The organism is Nocardia mangyaensis, from assembly GCF_001886715.1.
GTDB classification, from domain to species: domain Bacteria; phylum Actinomycetota; class Actinomycetes; order Mycobacteriales; family Mycobacteriaceae; genus Nocardia; species Nocardia mangyaensis.
In genome coordinates this window covers 1,712,156-1,730,226 of sequence record NZ_CP018082.1, presented here as the reverse complement: position 1 = coordinate 1,730,226, position 18,071 = coordinate 1,712,156, and the positions used below count along the sequence as shown (strand labels likewise).

The following is an 18,071-nucleotide window of genomic DNA, read 5'->3' as shown; positions in this document are numbered from 1 at the left end:
GATAGCGACCTGTCACAGCCCAAGAGACGAATAGACCTTGTCCGGGTAGATATGCGGCCCCGCCTTCTCAGAACTAGAAAATGTCGAGGCATAGTTGTCGAGTGCGTGCTGGATAATCTTCGGCTGGAACGTTACCGAGACCGTGTAGTAGTCGACATCCAGGAAGGGCTGCGGAATAATCGAGCGGTCGACCGAACGATCCCGAGTGTTCTTAATATTGGCAACCACGACGGGCAACTTGAACTCGATTGCCAACTTTACTTCATGAGCGAGAAACGAAACACCGTTCCCACCCTTCCTCCTTGCACTAGCGCTCCCAAGAAGCACGATCTGCTTTGCATTCGTCATGCGTGCACGAAGGTTTCTTTTGATCGTTTCAGGAAGGCTTGAGTCTTTGGAGATGTTCAGATCATGAGCATCAAAGAAATTGAAGTCGATTTTCTCGTTATCGCGCCATGCTTCCATCATTCGGTAGCAGTGGATATCTTCACTAGCAAATGCAACATATGTCTTATTCCTGTAACCCACGTTTATCCTTTGATCTTGGATCAATCTTGACACCGGAGACTTGAGGCGACGCGCAAGCACTGACAATTCCTGGACATCAACAATATATCGGAATCGTCGACTCGGCGGGCCGCCGACCGCGACCCACCAAACCGACGGCGATACCCTCCAGCCGACTAGGCCAGCTGAATCAGCTTCCAATCGACGGCCTGGCCGCTGTACGGCGGCATAACATTACCCTTGGCAATCGGAGCAGTCGTCGACGGATTACCGACGACCTGCCACACCCCGCTCTCAGGGCAGGTAGATCCAGTATGAGCAATCGTGCCAACCTGACTCATATTGAGCCACCTTTCACCATGACCCTCGGCGTCCGCTTCGGGCCTCGTGGCAGCAGCAAATAAATCTCTGGTCACGATGTGGTCGCCATCACTGACACCCCACAGTCCCCCTGGTAACTTCAGCCGCCTACCGCCAAGTAGATGCAACCCCAGGCCAGAGCCCCTAGGCATCCGGCCTGGGGTTTGCTGTACCGCCATACAGCTTACAGCGGTGTAACTCTCGGCTGGAAAGTCTGTTCGAACGCCGAGGGCATCTAACCCTTGGTGACCGACCACAGCAACTGCGAGGCCGCTGCACGAGCGGACAGAATGCCAGGCCAGAAGGCATTTAGGCCACTAAAATATTCGACCGACCAGTTTCTCGAACGCAATTTATGTTATTGAATTGTGATGTTTACTGGCCATTAGCAGAGTTCCGAGTCGCGCTGGGTTGTCAGGATGATCGGCCCGCGCGATGCAGAGAAAAATTGTTCGGCATGGTCCACGGCCCCATCCATTCCAAGGGTTGCCGAGCCTCCCAAACCGCGCGATCTTGCACAGCCGCGATACCCTCGCCTTCATGGTTGCCGTACCGCTCGAAGCACTCCGCCAAGCGATCCGATCCGCCTGGTCAGCCGACACGAGCGCTGCCGCAGCCTGGACCGAGAACAACCGCGCCAAGGGGCAGTGTGCCGTGACCGCCTGCGTCGTCAACGATCATCTGGGCGGCGATATCCTTCACACCACCGCCACCTTGCCCAGCGGCGATACCGTCTCCCATTACTTCAATCTCATCGACGGCAGGCCGGTTGATCTCACTGCCGAGCAGTTCCCGGAACACACCCAGTTCTCCGAACCGGCACCGAAAACCAAGGGCTTCGCCTCAACCCGCGAGTTCTGTCTCTCCTACGAGCACACCAAGCAGCGCTACGAACTGCTACGGGCAAGGGTTGCCGAACGTCTCAGTGACTAGCCTCACCGTGCCGTCCACAGCCCGAAAAACTCGCGTACTTCCGCCACCGCTACATGCCGACGCAGCTCATCCGCGATCTCGGTAAGCGTCGTTTGCAGGCGTGTCGAGGCCACCTTGCTGACGCCTTGGAAGTTCTCGATTAGTACCCCGCAGCCATCGGCAATCGCCCCGGCCTGAACATAGTTCTCAGCCAAGCGAACCTGCCAGGCAGTCTGCTCACGCGGGTAGGCCGCGGTGCCGCCGATGGCAGATCGCAGATATGTGGTGGCTTCACTGTGGTCGCCCATTCGCATGAACGCCAGGCCGGTCAATCCGCTGAGCTGCGCTTCCGGCAGATGAGCAAGGTAGGCCGGATCATGACCTCTGGTCGATTCATACGCCCGGTGCGCCCGATTGACCGCACCAACCATCGCCGAACGATCGCCAATCACGCTGAGCGCCTCGGCCTCGCGAATTGCGGCCAGTGCCCGCAGCTTTGGGCCGCCCTCTCTCCTGGCGGCGAGTTGCGCGGCTTGGGCGAGCTGCACGCCCTCTTTCGGCCGTGAACCTTCCCGATACGACAGCAGGCAGGCGTTGATCCAGGTATGGGCGGCGGCGATCCCGTCGCCACTGACGGTGGCTGCCTGAGCCGCGTCGGCGTAGTAGCGCTTGGCATCCTTCCAACGGCCTGCGTCGTAATGCACCCAGCCTGCGGCGGTCATCATCTCGGCCCCGGCGCTGGTGAGCGCTTTGCCTACCTTGTCGCTGTAGCTGCCAGCATCGAGGAGTTGCTCGATGTAGCGCACTTCGTTGGAGGCGATCTCGCACAGCCGATCACCGCCAGCCATCAGCTGTAATTCGTGAATCTTGTCGATGCTCTTGGTAATTCGTTCGACATCCGTGGCACCGACCTTCGGTCCAGAAGACGCGGACGAAGCGATCTCCTGGCGCTTGTTTCCACCGACAGCCGTAGCAACCCCAACCGCACCCGTCTTGAAGAACTGGCGACGCCGCACGTCTGCCTCCTCGTCCGACTCGGCCGCCAGTATGGCCAATGGCACTTGGAGTGCGATGGCCACACGGCGCAACACGCGGAGATCGTAGCTGGCGGGGCCGTCGTGCTCCAGCTGCGAAATTGCCGGTTGGGTGAAATGAAGGAGCGCACCCAGATCCGCCTGGGTCATCCCGATGGATCTACGAATCCGCCGGATGGTCTCGCCCGTTGTCATAGACATTCTCGGATACCCCCTGCGCGGCCGAGCCTACTTGGGTTGTGCCGGGTAGGCCGCCTTCGCCGTACGGTTGCGGCCCCGTCTGCACCATATACCGATTTCCGTATAACGGCGCACGGACTAGCTATTTCTGGGCGAAAGCGGCGGTTTTCCGGGCTTACGGTCCAACGCGGTACCCGGCACCGGGCCGACGCCGAACCCCTCAGCGGCGCACCGGTTTACCCATGGGTGGCAGGCCGGTGGCGAAATGCCCCCGGTGCCGGGTACCACCGCCTATTTCGGTTGCTCTGCCACGGAGGATCTCGATGACAACGAATTCGATTGCCATGCAACACTTCATCGCCATAACAAATCAGGAAGCGCACCAGCCACCATCGGTGCCGTTCACCATCGAACAGTCCCACTCGGTGATGCAGTTCCACGTGGCCTGCCGCGCTACACGCTGCCCGAGGAAGGCTGCCGCGCTCGATGCGCTCATCGAGGCCGGACGCGTGGTGCCCTCTGCCAGCAAGCCGCGGTGATCGGTTGTGACTAGGCAGCTGAGATCGAATCTGGCCAACGTCTGCCTGCGGGGGTGTGAGTCATGCCTACATGGCTAAACCTGCTTCTCGCCGGGGTTGCTGGCGTCGGCGCGATTGCACTGCTTGCGTCGGTGGTGGTGATGGCGACACGGTGGCCGGGAGATCCGGGCAGCGCGAGCGCGGCCAGGCCGGCGCCGGGCGGCGATGCTGGATCAACCCCACCGGCAAGCGATGCCGCATCGGGCATCTGGCCCTACTCGTGGACGCACGACGTACCCGATCAGCCCTTCACGGCCGATGAAGCCCACCGCGAGATGCAGGTGCATCGGATCTGCCGCCTGGATGGGTGCGGTAGGAAGGCTGTCGCCTTCCAGACGCTCATCGACGCCGGACGGGTAAGGCCGGATACGTCGCGCCAGCCGTACTGACCGGCACGGCGCAACATCCACAGACAGTCTCGATGCAGAAAGTGAGCTCCCGCATGACTGATGCAGACGATTCGCAGGACGCGAGAAATGATCTGCCACAGCCAATTCCGCGGCGGTATCGAGATGCGGCAGATCGGACCTTCGTGCACGCCGATGGGCCGTTGGCCGAGATCCTGTGTGACGCATACCTGATGGAGTTGACGGTCATCCGGGCGAGGCAATTGCGCGAGTGTCACGGGATGCACCGACCGGATGACTGCTGGGTGCATTTGCAGGCGGCGGTGAAGCTGGTGGATACGGCGTGAGGTTGAAGGCACAGTAGGGATTCAGAATCGGGCCTTCTGCGGACTTCAGGTGTGTGCTCTGCGCTACCTGCGGTCCGACGTCTTGTTCAGGAGGTGGCGTTGTAGCTCAATGTGGCGGAAGCGATAAGCTGCACCATCTATCCGGAATAGGCCGACACGGTGCATGTCCTCCAGGAAATCGATGGTCTTCTTGGGGAGCTTCCCTCGGCGGGCGGACCAGCGTGATACGAACAAATAGGAGTACCATGCAGGCTCCCGCGCGATAGCCAAAGCCATCCCAATAGGAATAGCGAACGGGATTGCAATTATCATCATAAGCGGAACCATCGCAATCCAATGAGCTGAATCCGAGGGCGTCGAGCCATCCGGCATAGAAAAAAACCAAATGATGAATCCAACAACGACCACCATGTATAGGATATTGACGGGAATGCCAGCCAGCGCCCGATTTCTACTTACCCGGTGTGTCGAAATCGGATCTCGCCACGCATTGCGGATAGCGTCGCAGTTCGGACAGTCGCAACTCCAGCCGCAGGTAATGCAGCGCTGTTCCGCGCTGTCCCACTGCTCCCGCTGATAGGTATCCTTTTTAAGTTGCGGACTGTGTTCCGGACATCCCGAATCATGTTCTCTAGGGCGTAGCCATCGGGCAATTCCGTGCTGGATGCTCGCCAGGAAAACGAGCACGGGCGCGACCAATACACCAATCAATGCCCAAATCGCTACTACCGCTGACATGGACAGACCAGCGGGCAACATGTCGATCATCCAGCCACAGAGCATATCCAGCTTTGAGAAGGGCAGGTTTCCGTACCAGACGAGAAAACCTAAGAAGGCACCGCCAGCGAGCGGAGCCCAAAGGAAACCCTTAGCCTCGTGCCGAATTTCGTATCCGACAAAGTCTCTTAGGCTCTTCGAGCCGGTAGGCATCGGAGGTTCCTCGATCCGCCGTATTTGCCATACCAGAACGATTGGTACTACAGCGAATGGCGACAGCAACAAGACGACAGATACCAGAATATGCAGGTACCATACTTCCTTATAGGCGAGGAAACCTAGCGCAACTACCAATGCAATAATCGGAAATGTAACCCGTAAGCGGCGATCCTCAAATAGCCAATCAATAAGCTGATTGACGGTTCGAAATTTTACATGCGGTTTGCCAGAGAGATGCCACCATTCGATAGTGCCGCCAGGATCAACCGTGCGTGCAATATGTGACAGCCACTTTTCGGACTCCCAGATCCTCCATTTCGTTCGAGGACGCCGCGGGTCTGCTTTATCGTCCTCCGATACAGTACGCCGATCGAGCACTGCCGGTACTAGGCAGTCGAAGAGGTAGTGTTGGATTGTTTCAGGGTCACTAAAACGGTCTGTGTCGAGCAGTTCTAGCGGAGTTGTTGCGACAGTCCGTTGATCGCGGCGATAGTCCTTGTCGATATAAATTGTTCGCACAAGCCAGAGGCCGAGCGGGTTGGAGCAGATCTTGGACAATGACTGCGATCGCTCGCTAACAAGAGCATTTTTCATTTCCAGCCATGTCGGGTCTCCCTCCGGCGCAAGGTCGACCAGGTACTTCGCCGCTTCCTCGCTTTTCAGCGGATGCGCCTCAATGACCGCAGCACGAGCAATTACGCCAGACTCGTCGACAATTTCGCCGTACGTCTCGGTTCTGCAACTCACCACCAGCCCGTCGTGGTGAGTAAGGTGTTCATTGAGAGCCTTCACGATATCTGATCGGATACCGCTGACGACTTCATCGAGGCCGTCAATGACAGGGAGGATCAGGTTGGCGTCATACAACTCGCCGGGCGAGGTTTTCTGATTGCTTCCCCATACTTCGGGGTAGTCGATTGTCAAACGATGGACAATCCAGTCTCTTAGCGACTTCTGCTCGGCGACATTCCAGCTGTTGGCGCGGAGAAAGATCGGAACGATCTGCCATTCTTCCTGCTCAAGCAGGCCCCATTGGAGAGTCTCCGCGAAAACAGTCTTACCTGCACCTGTCTGACCGAGGATCACTAGTCGACTTCGCGCAAGCTTCCGAAACTGAGAAGCAGCATCGAGGTGGTCTTCGGAGGTTACGTCGAATGCAAACGGTCCCGATCCGCCGAAAGCGTTGACGAGACGATCTGCCCGCTGCTGCTTGGTCAATGACCAGCGGACGGGCATGGGGTGGTTTGAATCGAGTCGGAGTGCCTTTCGCTCTTCTTTGCAGCGCTTGAGCACAGTCTGCGTGAGCATTTTGGCGGCTTCGAACTGCGCATTAGTAGGATCAAGTAGACGCCGCGATTGCGGAGGGTTCACATTGACAGTGTCGATGTGAACCAGCGGGCTACCAACGAAGTCACTTGAAACAGCGGGCGAGCCGGTTGATTTCGTACCCGCACCCTCTTCACTGGTTTCGTCTTGACTGGAGGCCATGCGAGCAGCGTCCAACACGAATTCGGTCGATCTGTTCCCCGCAAATTGTTCGACCGACTGCGTGCTATCGAGCGTGGGTTCCTGTGGGGCAGATTTGGCTTCGAATTCCTCTTCCAACTTGAGGAGTGCATCCACCAATCTTTCTCGGGCGTCGTCGATCCAGCGCCTTCGTCGACCCTCCCAGATTTTACTGGCCCGGTCTGGTTCAGAAGCAAAAATTTGCTTCATCAACTCCGATGCGAACTTCCCCTCGTCTGCCTCGCGTTCCATGTCACTTAGGATGTACATGGTTCTTAGTAGGCCACGCTTTGTGATTTTACTTTGCGGATCTATTGACCGATCAAATCTCTTGTCCTGCATGGCATGGCCGAAGACATTCTCCAATGCCACCACAGGGTCGAGCGCCAACAGTTCCGGACAGAGCCTTTCGACAAGGCGCGCAATATAATACAAGTCTACGTGATATTTCGCATGACTGTACTTCCGGTCACCGAGCTTGACCGGCTCGCTGTCCCGATAAGAACCGGCTCGTAGCCCAGCTTCTACCCGGACCCTGTATAGGTACAGCGCCGCCAGTTCATGCACCATCGCCTTGGAACGGCCCGCATCCCTATCTGTCACGGCCAACATGATAGCTTACACGTAGGTGTCATGATCCCATTTGACCTCAATCAGCCATGAATTTCCTCGGGCTCAAGGTACTTCAGCAGCTCCGCCTCAAACCATTTATGAAAGTCCGGCCGGAGCCAGCTTGTTGAAGAAGGATCGTCCGGGGACAGATCGTAATTTCTGACCAAATCTTTCATCGCAGTAGTTGCAGCAGCAAAGAAACTCAACGGCGTCTGCTCTGATAGAACCTCGCCAGATAATTGACCGGCTTCTTCCTCATGCATGAGTCGCACTAAATGCGCCGCAGTCGTCACCATATGATCTATATCGTTAGTTTCATGCTCGCGTCGTAATAGCGAGTCCAGCATTGTTGCCGACAACTCCTTTTGCCAGTCATCGCTATTGGCCATGAGATACAGGGCATCCCTTGCCAAACCGGTGTTCTGTTCTACCAGTTGGCGCACACCTTGTTCCACGGCGGAATAGACGCCACCCGCCTCGGTCGCCTCATTGCCTTCGTCTCTATATCGACCGGTAAGCCAATGCTTTCCAGTCAGCTCAAACAAATATGCGATGGCAGCCGGATCAAATTGCCCAAGCGGAAGAGGGTCCGCCGGAAGTTCCGGGTACTTCCGTTCAGGTTGAGGTTCCGACGAGGGGTAATGGTTGGGGTCTGTCATATTTAGTTCTTCTATAAATATATAAGCATATAAGGCGAGAAATTACGAGACCCGCCCTTGATGATCCATTTCCGGGCCAATACTTGGATGCCCTCCCGCTGTCAAGAGAGTTCACCGACAACTTGGCCGCAAGTTGGGCGTCGTTGCAGGTCACGCCCAACTTGCGGCCAACTTCGGTTCCGCTCCTCGATTCCACATGCCACAGTCGAATTGCTTCCATGCCGGAAGCCGGACAATCCCTGATTGATCCGCAAACCCATCCAAAGGAATTCAATGCAATCCACCCTCACTGCGTGGGTTCTGTTCATGGTCTCGTATTTGCTTGTTTCGCTGGAAGCGACCATCAAGGTGCGGCTTTCACAACCACGACACGGGCGACATAGGCGACCAACGGGCAACCTGTGCCCCGGCTGCAGCCACGGCCCGAACGGTGGTGATACCTAACTCTCGCAGTCGTTTCGGCACCAGTCCGGCTGGTGCCGAAACGACTTATCCCCAACCAGCCCTTCGGTTCTGCTCCTTATCCACCCACAGCAAGGAGGCTTACATGCCCCATCTCCCGAAAGCGCAATCCCCGCGGTGGTTCTGCCACCCACTTTCTCCGAATATCTCACCCCGCCTCGTCCTGATCCTCGTATTTCTCATCCTCATCACCGGCTTGGTGACCGCGTGTGGTTCTTCAACCCGGTCGTCCGCTCGCTCCGCCACCTTGGTGCTTACGGCCTCAAGTGCGGAACCCCGCCCGGCCCTGCCGGATTCGCTCGCCACCGAGCTGACCAACATGGCAAGGCACTCGAAGCGGAAGGGCGACGCCACCGTCCGCGTCATCACATCCACCAGCGGCGAGGTCATCACGACCGACCTCACCCCGCTCCGGCCGAACGGCCAGGTGCAGCATGCCGCCGCCGACTCCGAGCGGCAGATCCGCGCGGCCATCGATAAACTCGGCGTCACGCTGAGTGAGGCCACTTCCACCACGCCGGGCCTGAACGTGTTGCCGCTGCTCGATCGGGCAGCGCAGATTCCAAACGCAGATATTCATGTGCTGTCGTCGGGCATCAGTACGGGGGCCCCGATGGCATTCCAGGCTATTGGCTGGAACACGAACCCGGACAGCGTCATCGAGAGCATTACCAGGCAAGGACAACTGCCCAACCTCACCGGCCGTCACGTGACTTTCCACCGCCTAGGCGTCGCTGCCGGATCGCAACCGGGCTTGCCGCCGTTCGCGCGCACCGCGATCGAACGAGTATGGGTCGGGATCTGTGAGCGGGCGCAGGCGGCGAGGTGTGCCGTCGCCCATGACACCCCGTCCGCGGCGGCACCGGTAGCCACGATGCCAGTACCGGTGGTTGGAGTTCCGCAGGCGATCACCGAGGACGGCTGCCCGGTATGGCTGAACCTGTCCGACGCCGTGCTCAGATTTTCAGCCGACAGCGCGGCGCTGCCGGCCAGCGCCGACGCTGCCCTTCTTCCCATCGTGGAAGCAACCTCCCGCTGCACGATTCGGTCGCTGGACATCACCGGGCACATAGCCGATACCGGCGAAGGGAACGATCACAACGATTTGGCGGGTCGCCGTGCCCGCGCAGTGGCAGATCGGTTGGTCGCCCTAGGGCTTCGGCGTGACCTGCTGAAGGCGGTCACTGGCCGCGGTGCCCGCCAACCGGTGATCCCCAACTTCACCGGCGGCGTCTTCGACGAGGCAGCCGCGCAGAAAAACCGCCGTGTCGAGATCGTCTTCCACAAGGCGGGTCGCTGATGCCCCAACACCACCCCTCGCAAGAACGCCCATCCGCCAACCAGATTGGAGGTACTGCTGTGACTTTGACACCTGCCACCACGCCGAACTGCCTCTCCCCTGACCCGCAGCCGTCGAGGACGGTGACGCTACGTAAGCCAACCGACCCACCGATCCTGCCCACGACCCTCGCGGAGCAGCAGTACGAGCCGAAGTCGGTACCCAAGCGGGATATCACATGGTCGCTGGCGACGGGCAAACCGATCCCGCATGGATGGTTGCCGCAAGTACTGGCGCTGGTCGGCGAACAGCGTCGGATCGGCGTCACCCGTGATCCGGCCACATTCAGCCAGATGGAAGCCCTGGTGCTGAGCAAGGGCATGCTGGGGGCCGAGGAAGCCCGCGACCGAGGTGCCGACCAGCTGGGCGACCTGGTAGACCGGGCAGCAACGATCAAGGGCGAAATTGACACGGTGCGTGCCCAAATCGCTCAAATGGACGCCCAGCCGCTGACCGGTATGAACGGCGATATCATCACCACCCGCAGTGCTGGGGACCGGATGATCGTGGTCAGCGCCATCGTCACCGAGGAGCGCGACGCGGGCAGTGTGAAGCATCGGCGGGTGCCGGTCTGGGCACACCGGTTCGCTACTTGGGCGCCATTGGCGGACTTCTTTGTGCTGCTGTATTTCCTGGCGCAGGTGTTCAATGTTGATCTGGCCGGACTGTCGGCTGGTGACGGGAGGGCCTGGGGCGAAAGCCTGATCGGGTTCATCACCTCCATCGTCTTCGCACTGCTGGGTACTGCGGCCGTGGCCGTGGGGCTGAAGTTCATCGGCCACGATCTCAAGGGCTATAAGGACGAACACGGCCACGTCGAGTTCCCGGAAGGGCAGGCGCGCAGCATTCCGTTGCTGTTCGTGGGTTTGGCGTCGCTGCTGGCGATCGGGGCCGGAATCGTCATGGCATACAGACTCGTCTCGGACAGCGTGGCGGCAGGCGGCAGCATCACCGGCGCGGTCGTGCTCGGGGTCTTCTTCGCGGTCGTGGTGATCGTGGTGAACGTGGTGGTCGTCGCGACGCGCTTTCGGGACGGATCGCTCCAGACCGACGAGATCGGGCACTTGGCGACGCAGCTGGCACCGATCCAGAAATTGCGCGTCGATTCACAGCGCCGGATCGACAGCCTGACCACACAGTTGCCGCCGCTCATGCTCAAGGCCGAGCGGGTCTACGCCGCAACGCTCGCCAGGATGGGAACACCGCTCAAGGGGGCGGATCAGGTGCGCTTGCTGGCCCGCTCGTACCACCAGGGTTGCGGCGCGGAGGCAACGTTTTCCACGCAGCACAATGCGGACAGCAACTTACTGGCCCCGCAGGTGGCGGTGGATTACTCGGTGCTCAACCACCTGTTGGGTCGCCTGGGCGAATTGGTCGCGGAGAGCGAAACATCCACCGAGGGTGCGACGTCGACGACTACTCCCACGTCCACGCCTGAGGTGCCGAAGGGCACTTCGAGCGCGAACGACGAAGCTGACGACCTCGGTGGGGAGTGGTGACGCGATGAGCGACGACCTGAATATGGCCGAGAAGTTCAAGCGCGGTTGCATCAGCATCCTGGTCGGCGTGGTTGCCGTCTACTGCGCGGTCGGGGTCATCGAATCCATTTGGCCGACACTGGCACTCATCCTGGGCATTGCGGGAGTGATCGGGGTGATCGCGGGGTTGGTGCTGCTGTATCGCAAGATCCGCAGCGGGTGGTAACTACCGCTTACCCACTCCAATATTGATGGCAATTCTGCAACGTTGACATAAGTGCAATGAACAAACTTATCACCTCCAGAATGATCGCCCTTTCGGTGTTGTGATTTAGTCAATACCGTTGATCGTTGCATACGTGCAACGCATAGTAGAGGACAGCGGACCGTTGCGTGCGTGCAACGCGATCGCGTGAAGGCGTTAATCGCCAAGTCCATTTTCAGAAATATCAACCGTAATTCCCCAAGGAGGACAGCTATGTCAAAAACTGGACGCTACAACTATCGCCGACCCGCAAAGGGTCGCAATCAGCCCGGAAGGGACCGCCACGTCACTGTGCGCAGCGAGCGCAAAGATTCGCCGGATCTTCAGAAATTGGGCCGCGCAATTATTGCGATGGAACTCGAAGAAATGGAGCGACAAAAGGCTACTGACGACGCTCAGACTGATGCCGCTACGGGCTCCCCCGCTGCCGACCTGCTTGCTGAAGAAGACGATTCGGAGGCCGCCCATGACAATAAATAACCCGACCCAAGAACTAACGGCCGACTCCCTCGTCTGGCAACTCCTTTTCTGGCCCAGCCCGTTTCGTGAAGGAGCGGCAACGTCGCTGCTCCGCCATTGGGCCGCACAAAAGCACGCACCACAGCTGATCCTCGAAGCCCGCGCAACCAGCGACGGGGTGGAATACCTTGTGGGCAGCCAACTTCGGCATGTACACAGTGTGCGCCGGTCCGTCGAGCAGCTGATCAGCGGCTCGGTGGTGACGCCGTTCGATGCCGACGAACGCGGCGACATCGTCACCGCCCGCCGCCTCAAGCTCACCGCGACGGATTGGCCGCTCGAACCGGTCGACCGTGTGGCTTCCAGTCGTTCGATTCTGAGTGCTCTTACCGCTGTGAATACCGGTGAGCGACTGGTGATTCAAGTAGTACTCGGGCCGCGCCGTCAGCCGATGTTGCCTCCTAGCGAACACCCCCACGGTGGCCATCAATCGGTGGCGTCGAAAGTGTGGAATGGGTTGCTGCCGGATAAGCGGCCGAATGCCAGGCAGGCCATCACCCGCAAGCTCGGCCAGCACGGCTTCGCGGCCGTCATCCGCATCGGCGTCGAGGCCGGCACCGCGGACCGGCGAAAATCGTTGCTCCTTGGTCTGGCAGCGGCGATCGGGACGGTGGAGACGGCCGGGGTGCATCTCAAGCTGGCGGACGAGAAAGCCGCAAAGGTCAACGGGCCGAAAGCAACCTGGTCGATCCTGACCCCGGCCCAGCCGCTGAGTGTGCCGGAACTGAGTCACCTGCTGGCCTGGCCGGTGAGTGATCACGACGAGCGGTTTCCTGGGCAGCCGCCCTTGCATCCGAAGCCGGTGCGGCCGACCCCGGCGCTCCTGAGTGGTGAGAGGGTGATCGCGGAGGCCAACGCCCCCGGCGTCTCTGGCACTATCGGCTACGACGTGCTCGACAGCATGCGTCACACCTGGGTCATCGGGCCGAACGGCACCGGCAAGTCGACGCTGCTGTTGAACCTGATCGTTCAAGACCTCGAAGCGGGTCGGCCGGTGGTGGTGATCGAACCGAAGGATCTGGTGACAGACATCCTGGCTCGGATTCCTGAGCATCGGAAACAGGACGTAGTCCTCCTGGATGCCCTGGACGAGGCCCCTGTCGGAATAAATCCCTTGGCGCACAGCGAGGGCCGCACACCGGAGGTCATCGCGGATTCGCTATTCGGCACCATCCATGCCATTCACGGTGATCTCGGGCCACGCTCGGCGGACATCCTCCGAAATGCCTTGGAGGTGCTGGCGAAGCGCGATGACGCCTCGCTCACCATGCTGCCGCTGCTGCTCACCAATCCGGGGTTTCGGCGGTCGCTGACCCAGCGGGTGATCCGCGACGATCCTTTCGCGGCCGGGCCGTTCTGGGCCTGGTTCGATGCGATGTCACCAGAAGCGGTGGATACGAAGATCGCTCCACTGAGCAACAAGCTGCGCCCCTTGCTGACACGCCAGTTGAGGGCTGTTCTGGCGCAGCGCAATCCGAAATTCAACATACGCCAAGTGCTGAACGAGAACAAGGTACTGCTGGTGCCGCTCCAGAAGGGCGTCATCGGGCCGGAAAGCGCGCAACTGCTGGGTGCGCTCGTTCTGGCGGAACTGTGGCAAGCAATCCGCGAACGAGCAGGGACGCCGGAAGAGACCAGGCAGCCCGTCGAAATCTACATCGACGAGGTGCAGGACTACCTGCGGTTGCCGACTGATCTTGGTGATGCGCTGGCCACCGCACGGAGCCTCCGGGCCGGGTTTCACCTGGCGCATCAATACCAGAAGCAGTTGCCCCCGGCGATGCTCGATGCCTTTCGGAACAACGCCCGCAGCCGCATCACCTTCCAACTGCAATCCGGCGATGCCAAGGACATGGCGGCCGGGCAGACGATGATCGCGCCGGAAGACTTCGGGGCGCTGCCTGCCCACCACATCTACACCAGCCTGATGCGGGACAACTCAGTCCAGCCGTGGGCGTCCGGCACCACCTTGCCACCGCCACCGATCACCAGCGATCCGAACGAGATTCGGCGACTGAGTCGAGAGCGGTATGGACAGCCGCTCGATGAGATCGAGGCGGGGTTCGCTGCGCTGTTGGAGCAGGTGAATGGCGGGACTAGTAGCGGCGGAGCCCGTCGCCGAAGGAGGAACGACGCGTGACTACACCCCACCCTGTCGACAACCCTTTCGGCCCCTCCAAGAAATCCTCATCTACCTGGCATCATGGTTCGCTGCGGAAGCCGAATGATGGTGCCCATTCGGGCACCACAACACAAGGCCGCCGCCGCGTGCGTGACCTGGACAAAGTAGCCCAGCAACTAGGCGAACGAGACACCGCGATCCTGCGATCGGTGGCAGAACACAAGTTCCTGACCATCGGGCAGATCGAAGTGTTGCACTTCGAAAACGCCCCCGGATCACGCTCACGCGCCGCCCGCCGCGCCTGCGCCCGTCTGCGTCGGCTCGGGGTGCTCGGTGGCTTGACCCGCTCGGTCGGCGGAACCAGCGGGGGCAGTGGCGGGCTCATCCACTATGTCGATGAAGTCGGCGACCGATTACTGCGGCGTGAAAGTGAACGCCGCACCCGACGCGCGTTCCGCGAACCCACCGCGCGTTTCTTGAACCATCAGCTCGGTGTCGCCGACGCCCACGTGGGCCTCGTCCGTGCCGACCGGGCTGGGCAGTTGGAACTGCTGCGCTGCGATATCGAGCCGATCTCATGGCGAACCTACACCGGGATCGGCGCGGTGCGTCTGACCCTCAAACCGGATCTGTACGCCGAAACCGCTTCGCCACCCGGTAGCGAGTACGTCGACGCCGCCTTCATCGAGATCGACATGGGGACCGAAAGCATCCCCACCCTGATCCGGAAGTGCCGCGAGTACGAGTCATACCGCAGACAAGGCATCGAACAGGACCGCAGCGACGGAGCGTTTCCGGTTGTCATCTGGAGCATGGCCGCCGAAACCGACGCCAAGGCCGAACGACGGCGCAGCGCCCTGCATGGCGCTATCGCCAAAGACCGCCGCCTGCCTGAGGACCTGTTCCGGATCATCGCACCCGAACAACTAATCAACATCACGCAGAAAGGAACCAGCCTATGACAGAAGCGAACACAAAACTTGTTCACCCACAACCGATTCCCCCGATCACCAAGCGCTACCGAACCATCCTGGCCGACCCACCGTGGGACATCCTGCAACGCGGGACCCGAGGAGCCGAACAGCACTACTCGCTCATGCCGATCGAGCAAATCAAGGCCATGCCCGTGGCCGACTTGGCTGAGGACAATGCTCACCTTTTTCTCTGGGTTACGAATGCCACGCTGCGGCACGGATTCGAGGTCATGGATGCATGGGGCTTCACCTACCGCTCCCCGCTCACGTGGGTGAAGCCGCGCCTCCAACTCGGGCAGTATCTGCGCAACATGACCGAACACGTCCTGTTCGGCACCAGAGGCAAAGCACCGGTCAACTTCCGCGCACAACCCACCTGGTTCATCGCCCCGGTTCAAGACCATAGCCATAAGCCTGAAGAGCAGTTCGCGATCATCGAGCGCGTCTCCCACGGGCCGTATCTGGAACTGTTCGCCCGCCGTCGTCAACCAGGGTGGGAAGCATGGGGCAACGAAATCGACGACTCCGACATCGTGATCCCCGGCTACCCGGTGCCGTCCGACCACCAGCGCGCACACAAGGGCAATGACGACCCGAGGATTCTCACGGGATAGAGACAGCGCCTCGTCGGTGTCCTGCGGCCGTCACCGTGAACACATCCCGTGTTCGCCGGCCGCTCGCACCGAGGAGGAGCGATGTCCACACCCGAAGGATCGAGCAGCAGGGAAATCACCCTGGCGATCAAACTCGACCCAGCCCGCCACGCTCAGCTCACCTGGATCGCCGAACTGCGCGGCACCACTCTCAAGGCCGAATCGTTCAAAGCGGTCGACGCCTACATCGAGGCAGCCAAACAAGATCCCGAGCTGATCGCCAAGGCTACCGCCGCCCGAGAAGAAATCGAGCGGCAAGCCAGGGAACGGCAGGAGGCTATCGCCAACCTGTTCACCGCACCCACCCCGCCACCGCCCATCCAAGAAGACGAGACGGAATCTGGCGAGAGTGAGGCAAAAGGCACCCGTCGTTCGACCGGACGACGAGGCCCGCAGGCCAGCGAGTAGCGCCACAACCGTCGGGCGAAGCACGCGCTCCCGGCGACACACGGCCGGTCGGATCAGCGAATCGAGGAGCAGTCCTCTTCGCTGGCCGACCGGTCACTTCTCCTTTATATCCGTAAACAATAGGACCTTCACCTCTTCGCTTCGTTGCAGTTTTTACAATAATCGTTGCATGCACGCAACGATGGCGTTATAGTCGAAAAACAAAAAGGAGTAAATAAATCAATGAATCAGGAACAGGCAATCAATATTGGAAATTTCCTGAGATCGAAACGTGAGGGTACAGGGCTATCGCAAGCAGAAGTTGCACGGCGAGCCGGTGTCGCCAAGAGTACTGTCAGCCGGTTGGAAGCGGCGCAGATCAAGCCGCATACCGATAGCCTGCAAGCAATCGGCGAGGTCCTGGGCGTCTCTCTCACAGATATTTTCGCCGCAATCGGTCGAATACCAGCAAGTGAGCTGCCGAGCATCCGCCCGTACCTTCACGCCAAATACTGCGATATGCCAGCCGAGCTATTGGAGGAGATCGAGAACTATCTCGACGGCCTCGCCCGCGCACGAGGCATCAGTTTCGACGGTCCGCGCAACGACGAAGATCAATACGCCACGACAGCGAAGTAATAAGACAACGAGGAGGAACGGAGCCGAAACGAGGAAAACAACCCAAAACCCTCGGGTGGGATCAGGGTGACAACCAGACGGAGAATTCATGTAATCAGATCAAACGCCGAGAGGAGATGTCTTTATGCACAACGAACCCCCTATCCGCCCCCACAGTCACACACTCGCGCACCTGCGAGCTTTGTTGCCACCCCAGCGTGTACACGCGCTGAGCTTTCGTGCTGCACTGCGAATCGCCCAGCGGCAGGCCGAATCGCTGCACGACCGCCACGGGTCGTTCGGCGCCCCGGTGCCAGACTCGATCATCAGCAGTTTGCCGCAACTGCACGTCGAACTGGTCGACAGTCCGATCAGCAGCCTGCGGTTCTGGGACGCCGGACAGCAGCAATGGATCGTCCAGCTCGCCGCCTCGGACGCCGAACCCACTCGGCGATTCCATCTGGCCTACGAGTTCAAACACATCCTTGACCACAATCACCGCCATCAGCTCTACCGCGGCGACGAACACCACACAACCAACTGCCAGGCCGAACGAGCCGCACGCAACTTCGCCGGACTCCTGCTCGTTCCCTCCACCGTGTTGACCGATGCATGGGTCGCTGGAACACGCGACCCTACTGCCTTGGCCACCCTGTTCGCTGTGGACCCTGCTGTCATCACGGCACGGCTGGCACAGATTGGTATCGGAAAGTCGGTGCGCACGCCACAGGCGGGTACCGGCATTGATCCCATTCCAAACGCGACACGCAAGGAATGCCCGATCTGCCCAGCCCGCACCACGGCCGCCCGCAGGAACAGCCCCTCCCGGGCTCGGCCCAGCCGGGCACGTATGGCGATGGCGGAGGCCTAACCATGAGCCGCCGCGTCGATCGCAATCCAGAAGCCGCGTTCACACCAGCAGTACTGTTCCTCTCGGTCGCCAACGCATCGAACGTCGTGACCGACGATCAGGGTGAACCGCTGGCGATCAAGCGGCAGCGTGAGTACGGGCTCCTGACCGCCAGCGCACTCGGGGTCGGGGTGGTCAAGGAGTTCATCGAGATCGGCGTACCTGCGACCGCCCTGCGCTACCGGCCGGAACTCCGCAAGATGCTTGGCTACCTTCGCATCCATCCAGATGTTCACTATGCGATCTTCCCTCACCAAGGGCGGTTCGCCCAGCATTACGCTCATCGCACCAGCCTGCGCGACCGCTTCGGGCGTCTCGGTGTTCGGGTCGTCTTTCGCGACGCCTCATCCAGACTCATTTGAAGAC

The 18,071-nt window shown here is 60.0% G+C and carries 19 protein-coding genes; 15 read left to right on the top strand and 4 right to left on the bottom strand.

Features of this window, described 5'->3' with window-relative positions; translation table 11 throughout:
• Positions 1–12 precede the first annotated feature (12 nt).
• Positions 13–528, bottom strand: coding sequence for a TIR domain-containing protein (locus BOX37_RS07875; RefSeq protein ID WP_071927068.1), 516 nt, complete (start codon positions 526–528; stop codon positions 13–15).
• A gap of 879 nt (positions 529–1,407) precedes the next feature.
• Between BOX37_RS07875 and BOX37_RS07870 the strand changes: the two genes are divergently transcribed.
• A complete protein-coding gene (locus BOX37_RS07870) occupies positions 1,408–1,800 on the top strand; it encodes a YunG family protein (RefSeq protein WP_071931275.1) in 393 nt (130 codons plus the stop codon).
• A 2-nt stretch (positions 1,801–1,802) separates the two neighbouring features.
• Here BOX37_RS07870 and BOX37_RS07865 read toward each other — a convergent pair whose 3' ends face one another.
• Positions 1,803–3,008, bottom strand: coding sequence for a helix-turn-helix domain-containing protein (locus BOX37_RS07865; RefSeq protein ID WP_276207241.1), 1,206 nt, complete (start codon positions 3,006–3,008; stop codon positions 1,803–1,805).
• Between the two features lie 308 nt (positions 3,009–3,316).
• Here BOX37_RS07865 and BOX37_RS07860 point away from each other — a divergent pair, with 308 nt between their 5' ends.
• The 3 genes from BOX37_RS07860 (at position 3,317) to BOX37_RS07850 (ending at position 4,265) form a co-directional block, all read left to right on the top strand.
• Positions 3,317–3,532: a hypothetical protein gene (locus tag BOX37_RS07860; protein WP_156910321.1), complete on the top strand. Its 216-nt coding sequence runs from the start codon at positions 3,317–3,319 to the stop codon at positions 3,530–3,532.
• 62 nt (positions 3,533–3,594) lie between these two features.
• The gene (locus tag BOX37_RS07855) at positions 3,595–3,960 is read left to right on the top strand and encodes a hypothetical protein (protein ID WP_071927065.1); all 366 of its coding nucleotides are present in this window, start codon (positions 3,595–3,597) and stop codon (positions 3,958–3,960) included.
• Positions 3,961–4,013: 53 nt separating this feature from the next.
• The gene (locus BOX37_RS07850; RefSeq protein ID WP_240505262.1) at positions 4,014–4,265 is read left to right on the top strand and encodes a hypothetical protein; all 252 of its coding nucleotides are present in this window, start codon (positions 4,014–4,016) and stop codon (positions 4,263–4,265) included.
• A 63-nt stretch (positions 4,266–4,328) separates the two neighbouring features.
• On the opposite strand, the gene BOX37_RS34860 is transcribed toward BOX37_RS07850, so the two are convergent.
• Both BOX37_RS34860 and BOX37_RS33790 read right to left on the bottom strand, forming a co-directional pair.
• A complete protein-coding gene (locus BOX37_RS34860) occupies positions 4,329–7,310 on the bottom strand; it encodes an NACHT domain-containing protein (RefSeq protein ID WP_156910320.1) in 2,982 nt (993 codons plus the stop codon).
• 50 nt (positions 7,311–7,360) lie between these two features.
• Positions 7,361–7,978, bottom strand: coding sequence for a hypothetical protein (locus BOX37_RS33790; protein ID WP_156910319.1), 618 nt, complete (start codon positions 7,976–7,978; stop codon positions 7,361–7,363).
• A gap of 547 nt (positions 7,979–8,525) precedes the next feature.
• On the opposite strand from BOX37_RS33790, the gene BOX37_RS07835 reads away from it, so the two are divergent.
• The 11 genes from BOX37_RS07835 (at position 8,526) to BOX37_RS07785 (ending at position 18,067) form a co-directional block, all read left to right on the top strand.
• Positions 8,526–9,740: an OmpA family protein gene (locus BOX37_RS07835; RefSeq protein WP_084759483.1), complete on the top strand. Its 1,215-nt coding sequence runs from the start codon at positions 8,526–8,528 to the stop codon at positions 9,738–9,740.
• A gap of 59 nt (positions 9,741–9,799) precedes the next feature.
• The gene (locus BOX37_RS07830) at positions 9,800–11,278 is read left to right on the top strand and encodes a hypothetical protein (protein WP_156910318.1); all 1,479 of its coding nucleotides are present in this window, start codon (positions 9,800–9,802) and stop codon (positions 11,276–11,278) included.
• Between the two features lie 4 nt (positions 11,279–11,282).
• The gene (locus tag BOX37_RS07825) at positions 11,283–11,483 is read left to right on the top strand and encodes a hypothetical protein (protein WP_071931273.1); all 201 of its coding nucleotides are present in this window, start codon (positions 11,283–11,285) and stop codon (positions 11,481–11,483) included.
• A 171-nt stretch (positions 11,484–11,654) separates the two neighbouring features.
• A complete protein-coding gene (locus BOX37_RS34855) occupies positions 11,655–12,002 on the top strand; it encodes a hypothetical protein (protein WP_206045786.1) in 348 nt (115 codons plus the stop codon).
• Positions 11,989–14,181, top strand: a complete 2,193-nt coding sequence (locus tag BOX37_RS07815) for a type IV secretory system conjugative DNA transfer family protein (RefSeq protein WP_071927059.1) — start codon at positions 11,989–11,991, stop codon at positions 14,179–14,181. The genes BOX37_RS34855 and BOX37_RS07815 overlap by 14 nt, the downstream gene beginning before the upstream one ends.
• Positions 14,178–15,125 carry a replication-relaxation family protein gene (locus tag BOX37_RS07810; protein ID WP_084759482.1) on the top strand — a complete coding sequence of 316 codons (948 nt, stop codon included), beginning with the start codon at positions 14,178–14,180 and terminating at the stop codon, positions 15,123–15,125. Before BOX37_RS07815 ends, BOX37_RS07810 begins: the two co-directional genes overlap by 4 nt.
• Entirely contained in the window at positions 15,122–15,751 is a 630-nt protein-coding gene (locus tag BOX37_RS07805; RefSeq protein WP_071927058.1) for an MT-A70 family methyltransferase, read from the top strand. The genes BOX37_RS07810 and BOX37_RS07805 overlap by 4 nt, the downstream gene beginning before the upstream one ends.
• A gap of 81 nt (positions 15,752–15,832) precedes the next feature.
• The gene (locus BOX37_RS07800) at positions 15,833–16,198 is read left to right on the top strand and encodes a hypothetical protein (protein ID WP_071927057.1); all 366 of its coding nucleotides are present in this window, start codon (positions 15,833–15,835) and stop codon (positions 16,196–16,198) included.
• Positions 16,199–16,420: 222 nt separating this feature from the next.
• Positions 16,421–16,816 carry a helix-turn-helix domain-containing protein gene (locus BOX37_RS07795; RefSeq protein WP_071927056.1) on the top strand — a complete coding sequence of 132 codons (396 nt, stop codon included), beginning with the start codon at positions 16,421–16,423 and terminating at the stop codon, positions 16,814–16,816.
• A gap of 124 nt (positions 16,817–16,940) precedes the next feature.
• Positions 16,941–17,666, top strand: coding sequence for an ImmA/IrrE family metallo-endopeptidase (locus tag BOX37_RS07790; protein WP_071927055.1), 726 nt, complete (start codon positions 16,941–16,943; stop codon positions 17,664–17,666).
• A gap of 2 nt (positions 17,667–17,668) precedes the next feature.
• On the top strand, positions 17,669–18,067 hold the full coding sequence (locus BOX37_RS07785) for a recombinase family protein (protein ID WP_071927054.1): 399 nt from the start codon (positions 17,669–17,671) through the stop codon (positions 18,065–18,067).
• The last annotated feature ends 4 nt before the right edge of the window (positions 18,068–18,071 follow it).